General features: G+C 41.2%; 27 protein-coding genes. 7 read left to right on the top strand and 20 right to left on the bottom strand.

The genetic code is table 11. From position 1 onward, the window contains the following. Positions 1-62: 62 nt before the first annotated feature. Positions 63-617 (bottom strand): phosphatidylglycerophosphatase A family protein, encoded by a 555-nt coding sequence (locus V6B33_RS07980; protein WP_334217227.1) that lies wholly within the window; start codon positions 615-617, stop codon positions 63-65. Positions 618-765: 148 nt separating this feature from the next. On the opposite strand from V6B33_RS07980, the gene V6B33_RS07975 reads away from it, so the two are divergent. The 4 genes from V6B33_RS07975 (at position 766) to V6B33_RS07960 (ending at position 3,392) form a co-directional block, all read left to right on the top strand. Continuing rightward, positions 766-1,491, top strand: a complete 726-nt coding sequence (locus V6B33_RS07975; RefSeq protein ID WP_334217226.1) for an alpha/beta hydrolase — start codon at positions 766-768, stop codon at positions 1,489-1,491. Between the two features lie 128 nt (positions 1,492-1,619). Next, positions 1,620-2,135, top strand: a complete 516-nt coding sequence (locus V6B33_RS07970) for a YjcG family protein (RefSeq protein WP_334217225.1) — start codon at positions 1,620-1,622, stop codon at positions 2,133-2,135. Positions 2,136-2,140: 5 nt separating this feature from the next. After that, a complete protein-coding gene (locus V6B33_RS07965) occupies positions 2,141-2,566 on the top strand; it encodes a GNAT family N-acetyltransferase (RefSeq protein ID WP_334217224.1) in 426 nt (141 codons plus the stop codon). A gap of 151 nt (positions 2,567-2,717) precedes the next feature. Continuing rightward, on the top strand, positions 2,718-3,392 hold the full coding sequence (locus V6B33_RS07960; protein ID WP_334217223.1) for a DUF421 domain-containing protein: 675 nt from the start codon (positions 2,718-2,720) through the stop codon (positions 3,390-3,392). Here V6B33_RS07960 and V6B33_RS07955 read toward each other — a convergent pair. The 10 genes from V6B33_RS07955 to V6B33_RS07910 form a co-directional block, all read right to left on the bottom strand. Continuing rightward, positions 3,389-4,288 (bottom strand): MBL fold metallo-hydrolase, encoded by a 900-nt coding sequence (locus tag V6B33_RS07955; protein WP_334217222.1) that lies wholly within the window; start codon positions 4,286-4,288, stop codon positions 3,389-3,391. The genes V6B33_RS07960 and V6B33_RS07955 overlap by 4 nt on opposite strands. A gap of 447 nt (positions 4,289-4,735) precedes the next feature. Further along, positions 4,736-5,020: a hypothetical protein gene (locus tag V6B33_RS07950; RefSeq protein WP_334217221.1), complete on the bottom strand. Its 285-nt coding sequence runs from the start codon at positions 5,018-5,020 to the stop codon at positions 4,736-4,738. 214 nt (positions 5,021-5,234) lie between these two features. Then, a complete protein-coding gene (locus V6B33_RS07945; RefSeq protein WP_334217220.1) occupies positions 5,235-5,495 on the bottom strand; it encodes a stage VI sporulation protein F in 261 nt (86 codons plus the stop codon). Between the two features lie 121 nt (positions 5,496-5,616). Beyond that, on the bottom strand, positions 5,617-5,745 hold the full coding sequence (locus tag V6B33_RS07940; RefSeq protein WP_334217219.1) for a YjcZ family sporulation protein: 129 nt from the start codon (positions 5,743-5,745) through the stop codon (positions 5,617-5,619). A gap of 78 nt (positions 5,746-5,823) precedes the next feature. After that, a complete protein-coding gene (locus tag V6B33_RS07935; RefSeq protein ID WP_334217218.1) occupies positions 5,824-6,516 on the bottom strand; it encodes a DUF421 domain-containing protein in 693 nt (230 codons plus the stop codon). Between the two features lie 15 nt (positions 6,517-6,531). Then, a complete protein-coding gene (spoVAE, locus tag V6B33_RS07930; RefSeq protein WP_334217217.1) occupies positions 6,532-6,888 on the bottom strand; it encodes a stage V sporulation protein AE in 357 nt (118 codons plus the stop codon). A gap of 20 nt (positions 6,889-6,908) precedes the next feature. Further along, positions 6,909-7,925 (bottom strand): stage V sporulation protein AD, encoded by a 1,017-nt coding sequence (gene spoVAD / locus V6B33_RS07925; protein WP_334217216.1) that lies wholly within the window; start codon positions 7,923-7,925, stop codon positions 6,909-6,911. Then, entirely contained in the window at positions 7,925-8,395 is a 471-nt protein-coding gene (spoVAC, locus tag V6B33_RS07920; protein WP_334217215.1) for a stage V sporulation protein AC, read from the bottom strand. The genes spoVAD and spoVAC overlap by 1 nt, the downstream gene beginning before the upstream one ends. A gap of 12 nt (positions 8,396-8,407) precedes the next feature. Further along, on the bottom strand, positions 8,408-8,875 hold the full coding sequence (locus tag V6B33_RS07915; protein WP_334217214.1) for a sporulation protein: 468 nt from the start codon (positions 8,873-8,875) through the stop codon (positions 8,408-8,410). Positions 8,876-9,144: 269 nt separating this feature from the next. After that, positions 9,145-9,504 (bottom strand): DUF1360 domain-containing protein, encoded by a 360-nt coding sequence (locus tag V6B33_RS07910; RefSeq protein WP_334217213.1) that lies wholly within the window; start codon positions 9,502-9,504, stop codon positions 9,145-9,147. 135 nt (positions 9,505-9,639) lie between these two features. On the opposite strand from V6B33_RS07910, the gene V6B33_RS07905 reads away from it, so the two are divergent. After that, positions 9,640-10,197 (top strand): CotY/CotZ family spore coat protein, encoded by a 558-nt coding sequence (locus V6B33_RS07905; protein WP_334217212.1) that lies wholly within the window; start codon positions 9,640-9,642, stop codon positions 10,195-10,197. A gap of 65 nt (positions 10,198-10,262) precedes the next feature. Here the strand turns inward: V6B33_RS07905 and V6B33_RS07900 are convergent, their stop codons facing one another. The 5 genes from V6B33_RS07900 to mgtE form a co-directional block, all read right to left on the bottom strand. Then, positions 10,263-10,772, bottom strand: a complete 510-nt coding sequence (locus V6B33_RS07900; RefSeq protein ID WP_334217211.1) for a CotO family spore coat protein — start codon at positions 10,770-10,772, stop codon at positions 10,263-10,265. A gap of 163 nt (positions 10,773-10,935) precedes the next feature. Then, on the bottom strand, positions 10,936-11,712 hold the full coding sequence (gene fabI / locus V6B33_RS07895) for an enoyl-ACP reductase FabI (RefSeq protein WP_334217210.1): 777 nt from the start codon (positions 11,710-11,712) through the stop codon (positions 10,936-10,938). A gap of 80 nt (positions 11,713-11,792) precedes the next feature. After that, on the bottom strand, positions 11,793-12,278 hold the full coding sequence (locus V6B33_RS07890) for a DinB family protein (protein ID WP_334217209.1): 486 nt from the start codon (positions 12,276-12,278) through the stop codon (positions 11,793-11,795). Between the two features lie 113 nt (positions 12,279-12,391). Then, positions 12,392-14,257 carry a monovalent cation:proton antiporter family protein gene (locus tag V6B33_RS07885; RefSeq protein WP_334217208.1) on the bottom strand — a complete coding sequence of 622 codons (1,866 nt, stop codon included), beginning with the start codon at positions 14,255-14,257 and terminating at the stop codon, positions 12,392-12,394. A gap of 21 nt (positions 14,258-14,278) precedes the next feature. Further along, positions 14,279-15,676 (bottom strand): magnesium transporter, encoded by a 1,398-nt coding sequence (gene mgtE / locus V6B33_RS07880; RefSeq protein WP_442915489.1) that lies wholly within the window; start codon positions 15,674-15,676, stop codon positions 14,279-14,281. A gap of 229 nt (positions 15,677-15,905) precedes the next feature. On the opposite strand from mgtE, the gene prpE reads away from it, so the two are divergent. Beyond that, positions 15,906-16,646, top strand: a complete 741-nt coding sequence (gene prpE, locus V6B33_RS07875) for a bis(5'-nucleosyl)-tetraphosphatase PrpE (protein ID WP_334217207.1) — start codon at positions 15,906-15,908, stop codon at positions 16,644-16,646. A gap of 38 nt (positions 16,647-16,684) precedes the next feature. Here the strand turns inward: prpE and V6B33_RS07870 are convergent, their stop codons facing one another. The 4 genes from V6B33_RS07870 to V6B33_RS07855 all read right to left on the bottom strand — a co-directional run bounded on the left by V6B33_RS07870 (position 16,685) and on the right by V6B33_RS07855 (position 19,542). Next, positions 16,685-17,626, bottom strand: coding sequence for an RluA family pseudouridine synthase (locus V6B33_RS07870; RefSeq protein ID WP_334217206.1), 942 nt, complete (start codon positions 17,624-17,626; stop codon positions 16,685-16,687). Continuing rightward, a complete protein-coding gene (locus V6B33_RS07865; protein ID WP_334217205.1) occupies positions 17,601-18,398 on the bottom strand; it encodes an NAD kinase in 798 nt (265 codons plus the stop codon). Before V6B33_RS07865 ends, V6B33_RS07870 begins: the two co-directional genes overlap by 26 nt. A 19-nt stretch (positions 18,399-18,417) precedes the next feature. Further along, complete coding sequence (locus tag V6B33_RS07860; RefSeq protein WP_334217204.1) at positions 18,418-19,083, bottom strand: GTP pyrophosphokinase; 666 nt, start codon at positions 19,081-19,083, stop codon at positions 18,418-18,420. An 87-nt stretch (positions 19,084-19,170) separates the two neighbouring features. Beyond that, the gene (locus V6B33_RS07855) at positions 19,171-19,542 is read right to left on the bottom strand and encodes a hypothetical protein (protein WP_334217203.1); all 372 of its coding nucleotides are present in this window, start codon (positions 19,540-19,542) and stop codon (positions 19,171-19,173) included. A 129-nt stretch (positions 19,543-19,671) separates the two neighbouring features. On the opposite strand from V6B33_RS07855, the gene V6B33_RS07850 reads away from it, so the two are divergent. Continuing rightward, positions 19,672-20,256 carry a CYTH domain-containing protein gene (locus V6B33_RS07850; RefSeq protein WP_334217202.1) on the top strand — a complete coding sequence of 195 codons (585 nt, stop codon included), beginning with the start codon at positions 19,672-19,674 and terminating at the stop codon, positions 20,254-20,256. Positions 20,257-20,284: the final 28 nt, after the last annotated feature.

The raw sequence follows: 20,284 nt of genomic DNA, 5'->3' as shown, positions 1-20,284 counted from the left end.
TCCACATAAAAAAGACTGAAGAAACAAAAACGCTCCTTCAGCCGACCTGTTATATATCAGATTTAACCTATTAATTCTTCATCTTCAACTTGCTTCTTATCTTCCGTTGTGATATTTTCTTCTTCATCCCTGAGGCTGTGGGCGATCCTTGAAGATGCGTTAGCAGCGATACTTGCAACGATGTCATCCAGGAAAGTGTGGATTCCTTTTCCTTTTTTCGTATCAAGATCATGAATGATCCCGATTTTGTTCTTATCCAGGTGACCGAAAGTTGTAACAGCTATAGAGCCATATCCCAATGCTGCACCGAGGGCGATGGTTTCATCCACCCCAAAAAGACCTTCATCGGTTTCAACGATCGATTGCAGGGGTTCGGAAAGCATTTTCTTTTCAGCCATCTGATCCAGCTCCACCCCAACTAAAATGGCATGCTGTATTTCTCTTTTTAATAAAACCTTTTTAACACTTTCAATACAGTCGGCCAACTTTAACTCCTTATGATAAGGAAACTGCATTTCATATACAATGTCCGCAATATCTTCTATCGTGACACCTCTCTCATGAAGTTTATTGATGGCGGCTTTAGTGACTTCCTTTGAATGTATCGGTTTATGCATGGTTTGAGCTCCTTTCTTACTGAACCTGTAACTTGAATTATAACATTTTTTCGAATATTCTCATCCTGATCTGCTTAAAGGATTTAACAGGGAGATTATGATACAATCGTTTTTGTAAACGTTATCGAAAGAATCAGGAGGGTTTTACATGAATGTTAATAGAGGCAAGGTAACCGAATTAAACCTCTATAGTAAAGAATTAAATGAAGAGTTGAAAATGCTGGTCTATCTGCCGGCCACTTTTTCCCCCCTATATAAATATTCATTATTGATTGCCCAAGATGGAAAAGACTATTTTCAACTTGGAAGAATACCCCGCTTAGCTGATGAATTACTCGGCAATAAAGAAATAGAAAACATGATCATCGTTGGTGTTCCCTATAAAAGTGTAGAAGACCGGAGAAGAAAATATCATCCTTACGGGGAAGAAAACGATGCATATATCCGTTTCCTTGCTCATGAACTAGTCCCCTATTTGGATGAACACTTTCCTACCTACCACATGGGGATGGGCAGGGCTCTCATTGGAGATTCATTAGGTGCTACCGTTTCACTCATGACTGCTTTGAAATATCCCAACACATTTGGCAAAGTAATACTGCAATCTCCACTTGTAAATGATAAAGTGCTCGATGAAGTTGAAGACTTCCCACACCCTCACTTGCTTCAGATCTACCATGTAATCGGCAAAGATGAAACGGAAGTGAAGACAACAAATGGAGAGGTGAAAGACTTTTTAACACCAAACCGGGAACTTCATGAGTTATTCATTGAAAAGAAATACACTGCTTTCTACGAAGAATTCGACGGCGGTCACACATGGAAATACTGGCAGCCCGATTTAAAACGTGCATTATCCATGATGTTTCGTTAATTCTCTACTTTAACAATTGATTTTGGGCGAACTTCCCTTCCGTTCGCCCTATATTAAATTTTTGAAAAATTTGCTATACTATATTAAAAGGTTTTCAAGAGATAGTATTCAGAGGAGGATTGAAGAAAATGAATTTTGGCATCGTCATTTTTCCATCAAAAAAGCTTCAAGATATGGCAAACTCTTATCGTAAACGTTACGATCCTCATTACGCCTTGATCCCGCCGCATTTAACACTCAAAAATGTGTTTTCTGCCGATAACGATCAAATCAAAGGTATCGCGGATAAACTGAGAAACATCGCAAAGAACTATGATCCGTTTAATTTAAAGGTCTACAAAGTTAGCTCGTTTCAGCCTGTAAATAATGTTATTTATTTCAAAGTTGAATCTACACCTGAATTAGAAGGCCTTCATAACGATATGCACAAAAGGGATTTCTTGAACGATGAACCCGAATTCGCATTTGTACCGCACATCACAATTGCACAAAAGCTTTCGAATGATGAACATTCGGATATTTATGGTTCTCTTCGCATGCTCGGTGTCGATCATGAAGAAACAGTAGACCGTTTCCATGTATTGTATCAATTAGAAAATGGTTCCTGGACCGTTTATGAAACAATCCGTCTCGGAAAGGAATAATAGCATTGAGAGTTGAAATCGCTAAATCAGAAACACAGCTGGAAGACGTTTTTCAAGTGAGGAAAACTGTTTTTGTAAAAGAACAGAACGTGCCGATGGAAGAAGAAATTGATGAATTCGAAAATAAATCCACCCACTTTCTTCTTTACGATGGTGATTTTCCAGCAGGTGCCGGCAGATTCCGTATACTGGATGGTATTGGAAAAGTGGAAAGAATCTGTGTCCTAAAGACTGTCCGCGGGAAAGGTGCCGGCAGGGAAATCATGCAGGCCATTGAACAATACGCTGCTGAAAAAAACATTCCGAAACTTAAGTTACATGCACAAACCTATGCCATCCCTTTTTATGAAGGATTAGGTTATCAGATTGTTTCAGAGGAATTCATGGATGCCGGGATCCCCCATAAGACCATGATCAAAACAATGTCTTAAACCATATTCAAGCAATAAAAAGGTCAAACTCCGCTATTTTGCGGCAGTTTGATCTTTTTATTTTGCCAAGGAATAAAAATAGGCGTTCCCTGAAGTATAAACACAACCCAACTGGACGATAATGATGAAATATTTGGGGAGGGGGATTCCTATGGAGCTTATGTCAATAGCCGTGGAACTAATCGTTGGCTATTTTGCCCTTTTAATTTTGACGAAAATATTAGGAAAAACACAAATAACACAAATCTCCGCATTCGATTTCATATCTGCTTTAATCTTAGGAGAGTTGGTTGGAAATTCCCTTTATGATAAGGAATTAAGCGTGTGGCCAATCCTGGCCGCTATCTTTATCTGGGGTTCCTTAATATTCACCACTGAATTTTTCACACAAAAAAACAGACGCTTTCGCCATATATTGGAAGGGACGCCTGCAATTGTTATAAATAAAGGAAAAATAGACTTTAAACAATTAAAGAAGAATCATCTCGATTTAAACCAGCTTCAGCACTTACTCAGGGCGAAAGACATCTTTTCAGTTCGTGAATGCGAGTACGCCCTGTTGGAATCGAATGGGACACTGAGCGTCCTGAAAAAACCGATGTATGCTAATGTTCAGCGGGCAGACCTTAATCTAGGGTCAAAACTCGCCAGTCTTCCGTTGTCATTGATTCTGGACGGGGAGGTAATTTATGATAATCTGAGTCTCGTTCAACTGCAAGAAGATTGGCTGCTAAGGGAAATCAACAATCACGGTTTCCAATCAGCAAAGGAAGTCTTGTATGCCGAATGGAAAGAAGGTGAAAGTTTACTGGTTCAAGGGTATTAGTGTTCCGCCACCACTTTCGGTTCATTGTCTGCCAACAGGAAGCGTACCCTTCCCTGACGTATGAGACTGGCAATATAAGCTGTTACAGTAGTGCGGAACAAAAGCCATTGTCCCATGTTTTTTACATGGATGTTATGCAAGGTAAGAAATTCTTTTGTAAGATTTTCTACCGTTTCACCCTCCCGCTTACTCTCAATCAGCTGGTAAAGAGCTTTGAGTTTATCTTCGTGGACGTTTATATTTTCCATGACGATTTCATGAAAATGTTCAGAATATGGCCCATGGCCGGGTATCGCTCCTTTACAACGTATGTGAAGGAGTCTTTCCAATGATTCAAGTGTGTTGTCTGCATCAACGATAAAAGGAATAACATGCTTGTTCAGCGCTTCATGTCCAAAATAACTATCTGCTGCATATAAAATTTCTTCGACCAGGACTCCTGCCTGTGAGTATGAATGCCCTGGTAAATCTATGACTTCCACAGTGAAAGGGCCGATGACATTCTCCCCCGGCACTATCACGTAATCCACACTGACAGGTGGACCCTCAAGGAACTTGTTCCTTAATTCTTCAATCGGGTAAGCACCGCCGAAAAGATAAATCGGTTCCAAGATCGGATTTTCTATGATTGCAGCTTCAAGGAGAGGTGCATACACAGGAATGTTCAAGCTTTTCTTTAAATAGGATGCGCCACCGAAATGATCTGCATGAGCATGGGTAATCAAACAGTAATCCAACGGCAGATCCAGTTGCTTTAATTGTTTTAAGACTTTTTTTATGGCAGAGTCATCAAGACCGGCATCTATGAGGAGTCCTCTGCCGTCTTTCTGACAATAGCCGATATTCACCGCACCGGTGAAGGCATAACAGTGATCCGTAAATTGTTGAAGCTTCAATTTTTCACCCCCTTGGTACTAACGGAATGTATTCTTATGCTTTTCTGGCCTGAACAAAGCCCTTCCGCTTTTCTATTTGTCCAGCTCCGGCGGCTAGAGGCTCGAGACATAAGCCATGTCAGCCAAAAAGGCAAAGTGCGCCTTTGTGGCTGTCCTGTCTTACGCTTGTCGCCTCTGAATGAGCCGCCTCCGCTTTTCTATTGTCCAGCTCCGGCGGCTAGAGGCTCGAGACATAAGTCATGCCAGCCAAAAAGGCAAAGTGCGCCTTTGTGGCTGCCCTGTCTTATGCTTGTCGCCTCTGAACGAGCCGCCTCCGCTTTTCTATTGTCCAGCTCCAGGGCTTAGAGGCACATGACATAAGCCAAACCGATCAAGAAGGCAAAGAACGCCTTCATGCCCGGTTCGCCTTATGCCACCCGCCTCTGACCAAAGCCCTTCCGCTTTTCTTTATACATATTCGTTAAAGTTGGCCCCTTTCCCTGTTACTTGTGCTAATAATTCGGTGGTGATGATTGGTTTTTGGGATTTTTTTATGTGGTAAGTCGGAGCATTCTTGCCGCGCTTTATTTCCGGGTGGGCATGTATTTCTTCGTGATCGGTCTGTTTTGATTTATTTTTCAAAGCTGTAACGGGTTGTACGGGGAAAAATCGATACGGATGTTTTTCTATTTTCATATCTCTTTCTTGATATTGTTTATATTGATGGTGTGGTATTGGTGCGATATAACCCATTCATATAACCTCCTTGTATTGGCTTTTTACCCTGATATATGTATGATTGAAACTTCATGAAAAAAATAGAACACCAAACACCGCTAATGATTTGATTGCAAAAGCGGGAATCTGGAAAAAACAAATTAATGATCATTACTACGGAAAATAAAAAGAGAATTAACATAAAGTACGAAGAATTCCGTGCTTTTATGTCCATTCTCTTCGAAAAAAATTATTTTTTTCCTTTATTCAGCATATTTGAAATGGTACCGAAATCCAATTGTTTCCCATCGTTCACAATTGATTGGACTATTTTATCTTCCATTTCTTGATTGACAGGTTTCTTTGCAATTTTAGATACCCGTTTAATGACACTTCTCACAGTTGCTTCATCTTTGAAATTTGCATTTTGCAATGAGTTGGCAAGCTCTAACACTTCGTTCATGTTGACGCCTGTCTTTTGCTCGAGATTTTTGAAAAAGTTGTTGTTCATGAGTAACACGCCTCCTTTTTAACTATAAGCATCATATGTAAAAAAGCGGAGAGCGTGATTATTCATGTAAAAAAAGACAGAATCTCTCTAGTCGAGGATTCCGTCTCATTTTTGCTCCCGATTAGCAGAAGCTGGCACCAACAATTATCAACAAGATGAATAAGACGACGATTAACACAAATGTAGATCCATAACCTCCGCCGCCATATCCGCAGCCGCCATAACCATATCCACCATATCCGTAAGGCATTTAGCATCACCTCACTTTACCTTTAGTCATTTATAACATATGTAAGTGAGAGTTGATCCGTATGGGCTTTTTTTTATTTTATTGTGGCTTTGTCCAATTATAAAGATCGAAGGTAAGATTCCCTTCACTGTCTGCCTGTGCCAAAAATATTGCATCGACACTTAACTGCCTCTTTGATAGTTCTTTAATAAGCCATGGCTTTGGAAATCCGATTTCATTCAATGCCTCTTCATCAATTTTCCCATCGGAAATCACTGCTTGAGGGGGAGTTGATGCCTGAAGGTCGAATGACATATCCTCTTTTAGAAGGGGTTGTTTATTTTTCTTCAGCATTACGCTCAGATCCCCGTTTGTATCTAACGTGGCAAATTCTACATCCGCTGCCCGGAATACATCTTTTTTCCGAAGTTGCTCAAGCAGCTCATCAACCGAATACTTTTCTTTCCGCAAGGCTCTTTCATCGATTTGTCCATCTTTGATAAAAATGGATGGTGTGCCTTCGGCAAATCTTCTGAATTTGCTGCTTTTCAAAGACAAGATAGAGAATAGCAGTGGAAATAAGAACCACAGTAAAATGCTCATAAGTCCTTCACCCAGCGGTACATCGAGATCCATTGAGAGTGTGCCGGCTATGCTGCCTACTGTTATGCCTGTAATATACTCAAAAAACGATAATTTTGACAATTGTTTTTTGCCGAGTAATTTTGTAATGATAAACAAAGAAAGAAGAATAAACGAGCTTCTTACTGCTACTTGCAAGTATTCAGGCATTTCTATTTCCTCCCATTACCCCTTTGGATTAAAAAGGAGCGCACCTATGAAGCCAAACACGATTGCAGCAGATATACCGGAACTTGTTACCTCGAACATCCCTGTTAACACTCCCACCAGCCCGTGTTCCTGTGATTCCTGCATCGCACCGTTAACAAGGGCATTGCCAAAGCTGGTGATCGGGATCGTCGCACCAGCCCCTGCAAAATCGATAAGCGGTTCATATAATCCAAATCCTGAAAGTATGGCGCCAGCAACCACCATCAGACTTAATGTGTGTGCGGGTGTCAATTTCGCTACATCAAACATTAACTGACCAATGACACAAATGATTCCACCGATCACAAATGACCAAAAAAACATCGCAATCATTTTACGATTCCTCCTTTACATTACGAAAATTCTATGGACACGGCATGGGCAATACATGGGATCGTCTCTCCTTGTTGGAAGGTAAGAGGCGAGAGCAGTGCACCTGTTGCGACCACCAATATCCGTTTATAAGTGCCTTTCTTCATCTCGTTAAGCAGGTGGCCGTATAGAACGGTGGCCGAGCACCCTGGGCCGCTTGCTCCCGATTGGACCTGCTGATCCTCTCCATATATGAGTAATCCGCAATCCTTATATTGCTGTTCGGTCAGGGTAAAGCCCTTCTCCTTCAGTATTTCCATCGCTGTCTGCCTTCCAATTGCAGCAAGATCTCCGGTTACAATTAAATCGTAGTAAGAAGGATCTCTTCCTAAATCTTGAAAGTGAGCGGAAATTGTATCTGCTGCCGCCGGTGCCATCGCGCCGCCCATATTGAAAGGATCTGATAATCCAAGATCAATCACTTTTCCTATTGTTGCGGATGTCACTCTCGGTGCAGGTGTTGTCTGGCCGGCACCATTCCCCACCAAGGCATACCCGGCGCCAGTTACCGTCCATTGAGCCGTTGGAGGCTTTTGGCCGCCGTATTCCGTCGGATATCGAAACTGCTTTTCTGTAGCTGAATTATGACTCGACGCACCCGTCATCACTTTTTCAGCACCTTGATAATTCACCAGAAATGCGGCCAGTGCCAATCCTTCCATTGAAGTGGAACATGCACCGAATAGACCGAAATATGGAAATGAATAGGTCCGTGCGGCGAAGCTTGAAGGAGTTATTTGATTGATCAGGTCACCGGTCAGGAAGAATTGCACATCCTCCTTTTGAAGGGATTGCTTCTCCAGTGCTATTTGCACCGCATCTTCAATTAGAGTTCGGTTCGCTTTTTCATAAGTGTCTTGACCCATCCACAAATCGTCGTAAAATCGGTCAAAGTCTGACGCCAACTTTCCTTTTTTTTCAAAAGGGCCGCCAACCACACCGGTGGAGAGAATAGCAGGCTGCGCCTTAAAGACCCATGATCTTGATCCCTTAAGCATTAAATCACTCCCCATTGAATTAATAAAGTCTTAATTAAAGCAACCACAAAAGCAGCAAATACTCCAAAAACGATGACAGAACCGGCAAGTTTAAAGATATTCCCCCCCACACCCAAAACATAACCTTCTGTTTTATGTTCGATTGCTGCTGAAATCACCGCATTACCAAAGCCCGTTACAGGAACAGCACTTCCAGCTCCTCCGAATTGCCCAAGATGATCATATATGCCGAACCCGGTAAGAAGCATGGAAAAAAAGACCATTGTAGCCACTGTGGGGTTCCCGGCTGTTTGCTCGGTGAAATTAAAGAAATAGATATAGTAATAACTTACAGCCTGCCCAACAAGACAAATGGCTCCCCCCACGAAAAATGCTTTTATCACATTTTTCAAAAGTGGTCTTTTTGTTTCATATTGTTTTTCTAGTTTTTCATATTTCTGTTGTTCGGGGGTTTTTGGTGTTTTTCCCACTGCTAATTCCTCCTACGTCTTTTCTTTTTGAAGTTCGATGATATCCTTGAATTCCTTTTCAGCCTCTTTTTTAGAAATCGACTTATGCTGAATTTTTTCTTTTAATCGGACAGTTTCCAGAAAAATCTTATAGTCACTTGATAAAATAAAATCTTCACCTGGATATTTTCCCTCGAGATATTTCTCCATATCCTTTTCGATCTTCTTCATTTTAAATCGCTGCAGGTGCTTCACTTTGTAAACGACCAGCGTTTCTTCTTTACTCTGAATGACCGCTACATCATAAAGCTCTTTCTTCTTGGCCAGTTCCTTTTTAATCGCATGGCCGAAACTATCCGTTTCAGGATGATCCACCAGTTCAACAGGCGCCGGATCAGTTGTCTTAAGGAGGGCGGTTTTGCTATCCTTGCCATCTTCCTTATTAGAGCAGCCGGCAATCAGTATGCAGGAGATAAGTCCAGCAAATAAACAATTTTTCATACAAGATCCCTCATTTTTTTTTATACTCACCCCTTATTTTTTTCTTAAAGTCTAATTTTATGAAAAAAAAAAAGACTGCTCTTTAAGAGCAATCTAATTTTTCTTTGTTTTCGAGCCGCAGCCGCATCCTCCTTTTTTCTTCTTATTAGTAGTAGCAGTTGTTGATTTAATCACGTTATTTACAGAGGTTCTTCTCAAATGTATTCCTCCTTTAGCATGAAGTTGATTCATTATATGTTAAAGGAAGCGTGCTTGTTTCCACTAATTACCTAACCGGCATCTCTATTCCAATACTGGACAGCAGCTTCTATTATTGCAGCTACACCTGCAACAGCAAGTAAAGTAATGAACGGGCCGAAAATGAGAGGAAGCCATAAGTAACCTCCGTATAAAAACATACTCACCCATATTCCAGTACACCAATAACAAGATAATAATTGCCCTAAAAAACCTTTCACCCCGCCTGTTTTTGGAATGAGATATATTTCTTCTACACCATTTTCCTCCTCCTTTAACTCATCAAAAAAAGGCGCTCTCATAAATTCTGTGATTTTATCAAATACCATCAGATGTGTCATACGGAATATAGCAAACCCAAGAGCTATGAGCTGTACCATTGTAATTTCCATCTGAGATCCCCCTTTCTCCCAATGTAAATTATACAAGCCCAAATTTTTAAAAGAGGGCAGATGTCCGTTACCTAATTGCCTATCCTACAATATGTTAGTAATGTAAATGAAATTCATTTTAAGGAGGAACTTTATATGGGTTGCGGAAGAGATAGAGATTTTGATAAAAAAGATCTCGGCTGTGTATGTCAAGCAGTTCGCGCTATTAAGGATATTCAAGACGCTGGTGACGATTGCAACGAATGCCGTAATGATTGTTTCCTTGAGCCACTGGGAACGATGGTTAGCCCTGCTCATCGTGTAAACACCCGTATCTTCAAGCTTTATTTGAAGAATGGTGACACATTCAAAGCACACATCAAAGGCAAACCTTGGAAATCCCCATTTTTCCGGGTTAAAGAAATATTCGATAACTGCTGTGCTACTTTGCAAGTATTGAAGCCTGAGCACCATGGGGGTCACAGCGACGGCAGAGGCGATGGCAGAAGCGATGGCAGAGGCGACGGCAGAGGCGACGGCAAAGGCGACGGTCGACGTGACGGCAGACACGACGGCAGACACGACGATTTCGATGAAGCAGAAGGCATGATGAGCGAGTGGGAATTGACAGGCGACTGTATCACTGTCGATCTAGATTGCTTCTGTGCGATTCAATGTATCAAAGATGTATTTGTTGACTTGTGTGAAGATTAATCAGCTTGGAAACAGCAAAGTTTAAAGGTGAAAGAAGCCAGCCGGGAATCCCCGCCTGGCTTCTTTTAGTGTAAGCCTATCATCTTGATGGACTTCAAAGATTCTTTTGCAATCGTCACTTCTTCTCCCTGAAACGTTTTAACTTTTATTACATGAACATTTTTTAAGGAAAGCACACCTTTATATGAGAAAGTATCTGTGCAGAACTCACATGGAAACGGTGCTTTGCCGTTGATACTGTCAGATATATAATCCAGTTTTTCTTCCAGGTTCAGTTCTTTGAAAGGTTTCAGTCTTCTGAAGGAGTATGCTGCTGACCTTGGCTCCTCTGTTTCAGTCTTTGTTTGTGGCTGTATATCCTCAATTGATTCTTTCCCATATGTTTTTTCATTCCTATTTTCAGCAACACGTTGCTTTTCTGAATCAAGTTCAACTGATTGGTTCGGGATATTTTCTTTTTTCTCTTTTGGCTTTGTTGAACGGTAGGTCACTTGCATATTCCCTTTTACTTCTTGAAGCTTAGGCTGCTGAATATATAACAGTGGTTCCTTGCTTATTGCTTTTTCTTTTTTCATGGTGCACACCTCCAATTCATCTCCACTTTTATATGTATGCAATAAGTGCATGTCAGTTTCGTTTTTTAGATGAAGAAGATTTTTTGAGACACCATATATGTTGAGTATTCAAAAATCCCGCTGACTGTGTTTGGTCAGCGGGATTTCATCTGAATAGCAGTGATTAACCAAGAATATGGTATCCTGAGTCAACGTGGAGGTTTTCACCTGTGATTCCTCTTGAGAGGTCGCTGAATAAGAATACAGCGGTGTCTCCAACCTCTTCTTGCGTTGTGTTGCGGCGCAGCGGAGCACGTTCTTCGATTTCTTTTAGAATCGAGTTGAAGTCGCCGACCCCTTTTGCGGATAGTGTACGGATTGGACCTGCAGAAATGGCATTCACACGAATTCCGTGCTTGCCGAGATCACTTGCAAGGTATTTTACACTAGCTTCAAGCGATGCCTTTGCGACACCCATGACGTTATAGTTCTGCATCACTCTTTCCCCGCCTAAGTAGGTCATGGATACGATGCTTCCACCCTCGGTCATTAAATCTTTTGCGACTTTCGCTACAGCCGTTAAAGAATAAGAACTGATATTATGTGCAAGAAGGAAACCATCTCTGGTCGTGTTCATATAATCTCCGGCAAGTTCTTCTTTATTTGCGAAAGCGATACAGTGGGCAAGTCCATGGATTACTCCCACTTCTTCTTTAATCGCGGCAAAGCATTTTTCGATGTCTTCGTCACTCGTTACATCACATGGAAGTACGAGAGAGTCCTCGCCGCCTTCTAAAGTATTTGCAAGATCACTGACACCTTTTTCAAAACGTTCTCCGGCGTATGTAAAGATTAAGCGCGCACCTGATTGATGAAGAGAACGTGCAATCCCCCATGCGATACTTCTTTTATTGGCAACACCCATGACTACAAATGTTTTGCCTGCTAATGAAAGAGTCATTGTTATCCTCCTATTGTTACAAGTTATTAGTACCTGATACTAATTCTACAGCAATCATCAAAAAAAGAAAAGGTGCAATTCTATGAGATATTTTTTTTAGTCTCTTCGATTTGTTGGATATGTCGCTGTTCATGTCTGCCAAGGAGCTCCAGAACCTGCCAGACAGGCATAATGCCGAATCGATGGTGATTCATCGATTTTTGAGCCAACACCGCTTCAGAATATTTTCCGATAAATTCCTCCGTCAAACTTCTTGAAGCATCCAGGGCATTCACTAACTCCCCAAATGTTTGAGGATCTTCCGGCGGGTCAATAGGTGCTTTAAGCTTCTTGTTTTTATCCTCAAAGACACTTAAATCGACCGCTTCCCCTTTATGATCCGTCTGTCCTTGTGCAGCACCTAGCGCAAGTTTCATAAAACGTGTCTCTGCCCCTGCAAGGTGCAGAACGATTTGGGCAATGCTCCATTCATCCTTCGAAAGCTTCTCATTCAATTTCTCATAAGGTACCCCTTCCAGGGTTTTCTTTAGCTTTTCTCTTATTTCCTCTACTTTTGTTTCCCACATTTTCTACCACTCCTTATTCTTCAGCTTATATTACTAATTAAGTTTCAACAAGTGAAGCTCCTTTATAATAGAGTCTAAAGAAAAACTCCCCGGCCGCCGGGGAGTTTCATTTATTAACAGTATTCGCAGAATTCGAGTTCGCGTTTTAATTCATCCACATATTCCTTTGAACCCGTTACAATCAGCCTGTCATTCATATGAAGCTCTGTATCACCATGGGGAACGATCGAGTCTTTTCCTCTGAATATACGGACAAAAATGACGTCCCCTGTAAACGGGAATTTTCTCAGCGTCATGCCTTCGAACTGGCTGTTCAGCATTTTAATTTCGTACAGTGACATTTCCTGGTTTGTGAGGATATTCATTACTGACGGTGATTCAATCATCGCTCTCAGCAATGCTTTTGTAGAGAGAAATACAGAATAGACTTCAATTTCTTGCTCTCTTAATGTTTCATGCAGGTCAGGGCTTTCCACTCTGACAATCACACGTTCAATGCCTCTCTCTTTCGCTGCAACGGAAAGAGTGGCGTTTGCCTCTTCGTCACCAGTGGAGATCACGATAATATCTGCCTCGAAAACATCAAGCGCCTCCAACGTATCAAGCTCGTAATTCTCAATTTCATTTATGTTGAATAACGAATCAGCAATATTCTTATCAGATTTATCCTGAATCGTATGATAAAGGATGGGGTCATAAAGTGAAGATTGCAATTCCCTGGATGCAGGCAGGGTCATCTGATTCGCTCCCAGGAACACGACCTTTAATTTCTTTTCAGCGGCACTTTCCTTGGGAAACAGCTTCTTAAAGAAGATCGGTGTGATTATGCAGGCAATTACTGCCACCAGGATCAAAGTGCCGCTCATTTCCTGGGTTATGATTTCTATTCTTTCAGCGATCTTTGCAGCCGCGATTACGAGTGATAAGGTAGACGTCAGCAAAAATGCAGAGGCGAGCGTAGTCTTCGTATCATACCATCTTTTTAACAGATATACCGGCAGCAGCTTGGAAATCAAGAAGGCCAACAACAATAATGGAATCAGTAACAGCATTTTTTTATCACTCAACATGGATTGAAGATCAAGTTCGACCCCAACCATTACAAAGAATATCGGTATCAGGAATCCATAACCAAAGGAATCGAGTTTCTGAACCATTTCCTGGTTAGGTGCGAGCAGAGATACCAATACACCTGCTAAAAATGCCCCAAGTATATTTTCTGCACCGACTGTTTCTGAGACTGCAACCAGGAGAATGATCAATGTGAAAACGGCCCGTGTTCCAATTTGCACAGTCCCTGTAGACAAGCTTTTGATGAAATTGTTGTTCTTCATTCGCTTCCCTAATATATATAGCAGAACGCCGACTCCGAACAGAACAAGAAGGAGCCACATGCTTCCATGGCCTTCACCGTATAAAGAAACAAATACAGCCAGAAGGATCATGGTAGCCAAATCAGCTATTACGGCAATCAATAAGATAATCTGCCCGATTGCCGTTTTAGTTATCTGCGCTTCTTTAAGAGTCGGAACAACGACTCCCAGTGAAATTGTTGAAATGATCAGCGTCATCAGGAATGCATTTTCAATCAATCCGAAAAGAACGAATAAATAAGACAGACCAAGAGATACCAGAAAGATACCGATAAATATGATTGTAGCCACCTTAAGGCGATTTGGTTCTTCTTTTCCATTCGGAAGTAACACCTTTTTCTTATTCTTACCGGTGGAAAAAGCTTTGAAGTCAATTTCCACTCCACTTAAGAACATTAAAAAGATGAAACCGAATGTAGATAGTGTTTCAAGCCACATATCCTGCTGGACAAGGTCGAATCCGCTCTTCCCAATAACTAATCCCATAATGATTTCAGCAATCACCACAGGAATGAAATTCAATTTAAACCGGTGCAGCAAAATAGGAGTCAAAAAAGCGACAATGATGACGATGACCAACGATGTTACCGAGGCGTGCTGTTCCATAATGCTTTCCCCCTTTTCTTTCTATATAAGATAATTCATAAATAATGTAGCTAACCCCAAATAGATCAATGTGCTGATAATATCATTGATAGTGGTGATAAAAGGTCCCGATGCTACTGCAGGGTCGACCTTCAATTTATGCATGAGCAGGGGGACCAGTATACCTGCAAGTGTAGCGACAAATAATGAAACCATGACGGATACCCCGACCAACATTCCTAGAAAAAACGTCCCTTTCCATACATATACAATCATGCTCACAACAATTCCACATGTCGTGCCGGTGATCAGCCCTGTCCCAGCTTCACGGATGACGAGGGCAAGTTTATTTTCCTTCTCCAAATCTCCAGTGGCAATCCCCCGGACAGCAACGGCAAGAGCCTGAGTGCCGGTATTTCCGGCCATCCCGGCAATCAAAGGGATAAAGACAGCCAGAATGGCTAATTTATCAAGGGTTGCTTCAAACCGCCCGATAAGATTCGCAGTGATCATTCCTAGAAATAATAATGCTATCAGCCAAGGAAGGCGCTTTTTAGCTGCATTGAAGGGAGTTCTGTCAATGGAGTCCAAGTCAGAAATACCTGCGAGCTTGGAGTAGTCATCCGAAGCTTCTTCTTCCATTACATCCATAATGTCATCAACCGTTATGATCCCAAGCAGATGATGCTGGAAATCAACAACAGGCAAGGCAAGGAAATCATAATCCTTCATTTGTCTTGCTACCGTCTCCTGATCCTCGCTCACCCCGACAGACATGACTCTTTCACTCATGATCTCTGATATCATGACATCATCATGGCTGATGATCAGATCTCTAAGCGAGACGACTCCAGCAAGTTTCTTATCATCATCTACGACATAAATGTAATAAATCGTTTCCGCATTTGGAGCTTCATTCTTCAGAATGTACATGGCAGAACGGACCGTCTGATTCTGTGAGATAGCGACAAATTCTGTTGTCATGATACTTCCTGCAGTATATTCCTCATAATGAAGGAGCTCTTTGATTTCTTTAGCAGATTCATCATCCATGATGGTCAGGTAGCTGACCACTTGCTCTTTATCAAGTTCATTCAGCACATCCACCGCATCATCTGCATACATATTCGACAGCATTTCTGCTGCATACGAAGGATTCATTTCTGCCAGTATCTCCTGATAATCCTCTTCATCTATATCAAGACTTTCAAATAGTTCAGCCATCTCTTCCGGAGAAAGATAATGATAAAGACGAATTCTCAGATCATCCTCTACTTTAGAAAAGAATTTAGCCTGATCATAGGAGTGTAATTGAATGAACTCCGACCGGAAAAGGTCTAAATCTTCCTGCAGAAGGGCTCTAACGAGAAGCTCTTCATCATACATTTCTTTTTCCAGCTTGTCTTTTTCATTCATTTGTTCATTGATCGGTTCGTTCATTAACCCACCCCTCCTTCATTCATCGTATATAGTCGTAATAATACTAGCAAATCTATTCGGAAATGTCGCCCGTTTACTAGAGCGCATTTTTCTATTTTGCTTTTATCAATTTTTTTATTAGAATGTTGAATAAACAAACTTCAATATCGAAACACTGAAACATTAATATGTCACAAAAACACTGAAATGAAAAGAAAAAAGTTCTCCAAAAATGAAATGAGGGTGCAAATTGAAAATTGATATAATCGGCGATATTCACGGGTGTTTTGATGAATTCAGAAATCTCACCATTAAACTCGGCTATGATTGGAAATCAGGCATTCCCAGACATCCTGAAGGAAGAAGGCTTGGATTTGTAGGGGATTTGACCGACCGTGGACCTCACTCTTTAAAGACAATATCCGTTGTCGCATCCCTTCATAAAGAAAAAGAGGCTTACTATACACCTGGAAATCATTGTAACAAACTCTATCGTTATTTCTTAGGGAACAATGTGAAGCTCCTTCATGGACTGGAAACCACTGCGGCGGAGTTAAGTGTATTAACAGAGAAAGAAAAAAAAGTGTATAGGAACTTATTTATCGATTTATATGAGAATTCTCCACTTTATCATGTCCTCGATAAGGAGCGATTGATCATTGCTCATGCAGGAATCAAAGAAGAATTTATTGGAAAGAACAATAAGCGTGTAAAAACATTTGTGCTTTATGGGGATATTACAGGCGAATTGAATGAAGACGGTACACCTGTCAGAAAAGATTGGGCTGGGGAATACAATGGAAATCCCTGGATTATTTACGGGCATACTCCCGTTATCGAACCGAGAATGATCAACAAAACAGTGAATATTGACACGGGTGCTGTTTTCGGCGGGAAGTTGACCGCTTTACGTTACCCTGAAATCGAATTAATAAGCGTACCTTCAAGGTTGACATTCACAGAGGAAAAATTCCGGTCATTTCCACTGTAAAAAACGATTCAAAAAAGAGATTCTTCGTACTGGTAAATTCAGCACGAGGAATCTCTTTCGTTCTGTATTAAATATTTCATAACATCTTTCATATCACTGGCTAAAGGGCTTTCAAATTCCATCCTCTCCTTTTTCATGGGATGAAAAAAAGATAAGGATTTGCAATGAAGAGCCTGCCGCTTTATTAAACCGATATGACCTCCGTACAAGTCATCACCAATTAAAGGATGTCCGATCGAAGACATATGTACCCTAATTTGGTGGGTCCTTCCCGTTTCTGGATGAAGGGAGAGATGAACTGCTTGAGCGAATTGGCACAATACCTGGTAAGCGGTGCTGGCATATTGTCCGTCTTGACGGATTTCTCTCTCAATAATGCTTGTGTCCTTTCGCCCGATAGGCTTTTCAATCATACCCCGTGTACTGTTCATCACCCCTTCCGCCAAAGCTTCATATGTCCTTGAAACTTCTCGTTCCAGTTGTTGAAGGCTGAACAAATGGTGTACATGCCGGTGCTTTGCTATCAGTACAAGTCCCGACGTATCCCGATCGAGCCTGGTTACGATATGGACTGCAGATTGCAGGCCGCATCTTTTATAGTAACCGGCAATCCCATTTGCCAGACTGCCATTCCGGTTCTCCCGTGACGGGATTGTATACAAACCCGGAGGCTTTTCTACTACCAGGACATCACGGTCTTCATAAATAATTTCCAAAGGCAGATCTTCAGGAATTAATTTATCACTTCCCGTTTCTGGAGGGAAAATCAAGTGTACGATGTCGCCTTTTTTCAAGGAGTGACGAACATTTACTTCTGTTTCATTGACACAAATCTTTCCGCCATCGAATTTGACTGTAGTCAGCGTCCTTTTAGAAATCTTATGATCAATAAGGAACTCTCTCAGAAGCTTTCCTTCATATTTTGACGGAATCGTCCACTGGATGGAGTAGGCTCTATTCATCTGCCACAAAAGAGTCATGAACTCTCTTCCAGAAAGGAAACGGCCGGAAGCGGGCAAAACGGATTTTCTCATCTGCAACACGATACTGGATGGATTTCACATCCTTATGCAGAAGTGAGAGGTGGTCGATTGTAATCAGGAAATCATCGCCATTAACCGGCTTTAACATACACGTATGGTGTGCTGGTAAAATAAGCGGTGATCCGATTGTACGGAAAACCCGGTTGTTGATGGATGCCATTTCTGCAAATTGGATAGCAGGCAAAGATGGATGTATGATAGCCCCTCCAAGCGCCTTATTGTATGCAGTGCTTCCTGAAGGTGTTGAAAGGCACAATCCATCACCCCTGAAACGTTCGAAGTGCTGTCCCCTGATTTCCACATCCATGACGAGAGTTCCTTCAACACTCTTCACTGTAGACTCATTCAGAGCTAAATAACGTGTTTCCTTACCCCCATGCCGATAACGGATGATCGTTTCCAATAATGGATATTCGATAACTTGATAAGGAGTTTTTGCAATTGCAATGACAAGCTTTTCGATTTCTTCAGGGACCCAGTCTGCATAAAAGCCCAGATGACCAGTATGTACTCCCACGAAGGCAGTCTTATCCAGTCTGGAACGATACCGGTGAAAAGCATAGAGAAGTGTCCCATCCCCCCCTACCGATATGACGATGTCAGGCTGATCTTCATCATATGTCAAGTTGAAATCCTGTAAATAGGTTCTCATTTTGTGCATGAGCGTATTGGACTTGGAATCTCCTTTTGACGTGATTGCAAACTTCATTCGTTTCGCCCCCTTTTCCTCACTGTTTGTGAATTCTTTTATCAGTCGTCCCGCTGCCCCTCTTATCTTTCTCCATTTTATTTGTGAAAATTGCCTGTGCTTCCTGGATCTCTTCACGAATCAGACTCATTTCTTCATCGAGACGAAAGGCAGCCTCTGCTGCACGCTGCAGTCTCATCTGAATTCTTTCCGGAAATTGACCGCTGTACTTATAATTCAAAGAGTGCTCAATTGTCGCCCAAAAATTCATCGACAGTGTGCGGATTTGGATTTCAACTAAAATATTTTTCTCACCCTGGATCGTCTGGACTGGATAATCAACAACTACATGATAAGATCTGTAGCCGCTTGGCTTTTTGTTGGTCACATAGTCTCTTTCTTCAATTACGGTGAAATCCCTTCTTGAACGGAGATGCCTGACAACGGCATGAATATCTTCCACGAATTGACACATCATTCTGAGACCCGCAATATCCTGCATTTCAGTCTCGATATCAGAAAGGGCAATCCCCTTTTGATTCGCCTTGTCAAGTATACTCGCAATCGGCTTTACCCTTCCTGTTACAAATTCAATCGGAGAATGCGTTTGTTGAAATTCATATTCACCGCGCATACCTTTCAATTTCACTTTAAGTTCATCTACGGCTTGCCTATAGGGAGCAAGAAATTGTTCCCAGTGATTCATTCCCCTCACCTCGTTTGAAACATCGAACTGTTTCTTTCTTCCGGGTTATTATAATAAGCTGGTTAGTTGTTAAGCATCATAAGGGATTCAATCAATAAAAGCTGCTTCAACCTTCTTAACCATTTCCTCACCGTAATTACCATTTCCCTCAATGTTACTGACAAGATATCTCAATTCTTCTTGAAATTGATCCAATTCCAATGAACCATCAGGGCTGTTTACGAAAACAGGAGCATTTTCCTCCATGGCTTTCTTTAACTCTCCCCAGATTCCCTCTTCTAAATACAGATATACATATTCATCCTCATTCTCTGCAAGATAAACGAATGCAAAACGATCTGAATCTGCTATAATCTGACAAGCAGGCTTTATTCCTGTTATTGTTCCTGTTTGTTCAGTATGTAAGTGTAATATACCGTTTTCAAATTTTGCTTCTTTAAATTGAATGATTTTTCTCATGGCTATTTTCATCCTCCCTTAAAACAATCAGTATTATTTTATCATAAGAAGTCATTTACATCTAAACATTGAAGTTCATTTCCATTAAAGAGATAATATTAGTATTAAGCAATGAAAGGATGCTTTTCTTTGGCACAGGAAATTGAAATAGAATTTAAGAATCTTTTATTAAAAAACGAATTCATGAATTTAATCAAGCACTTTAAGATAGAAGAATCAGAATTCATACACCAGGAAAATCATTATTTAGACACCAGGGACTTCCAACTGCGAAACATGAAGTCAGCCTTAAGGATCCGCAATAAAGAAAACACATTCACGCTGACGCTGAAGACTCCACTCGAAGAAGGCCTGCTGGAAACACACCAGTCCCTTTCTGCACAGGAAACCATTGATCTATTGGAACAAAACGTTTTTCCTGACGGAGAAGTAAAAGATATGCTTCTAAAACTCGGGCTATCAATCCCTTCCCTCCGGCATTTTGGTTCATTGATAACAAATAGGGCTGAAATAGGGTTTAACGACGGGTTGCTGGTATTGGATAAGAGTTCTTATTTCAATAAAGTCGATTATGAACTCGAATATGAAGTGCAGGATTACAAACTTGGGAAAAAGAACTTCTTGGATTTGTTAAACGAACTCGGTATACCTCAAAGAGAGACGGAAAACAAAATTATGCGTTTCTATCGGGAAAAAGTTAGAAATCAAGTGTAAAAAACTACTGAGTCTATACCGATATATA

The organism is Mangrovibacillus sp. Mu-81 (assembly GCF_036867415.1).
GTDB lineage: Bacteria > Bacillota > Bacilli > Bacillales > Bacillaceae_B > Rossellomorea.
This window is presented reverse-complemented; position numbering and strand designations above follow the sequence as displayed.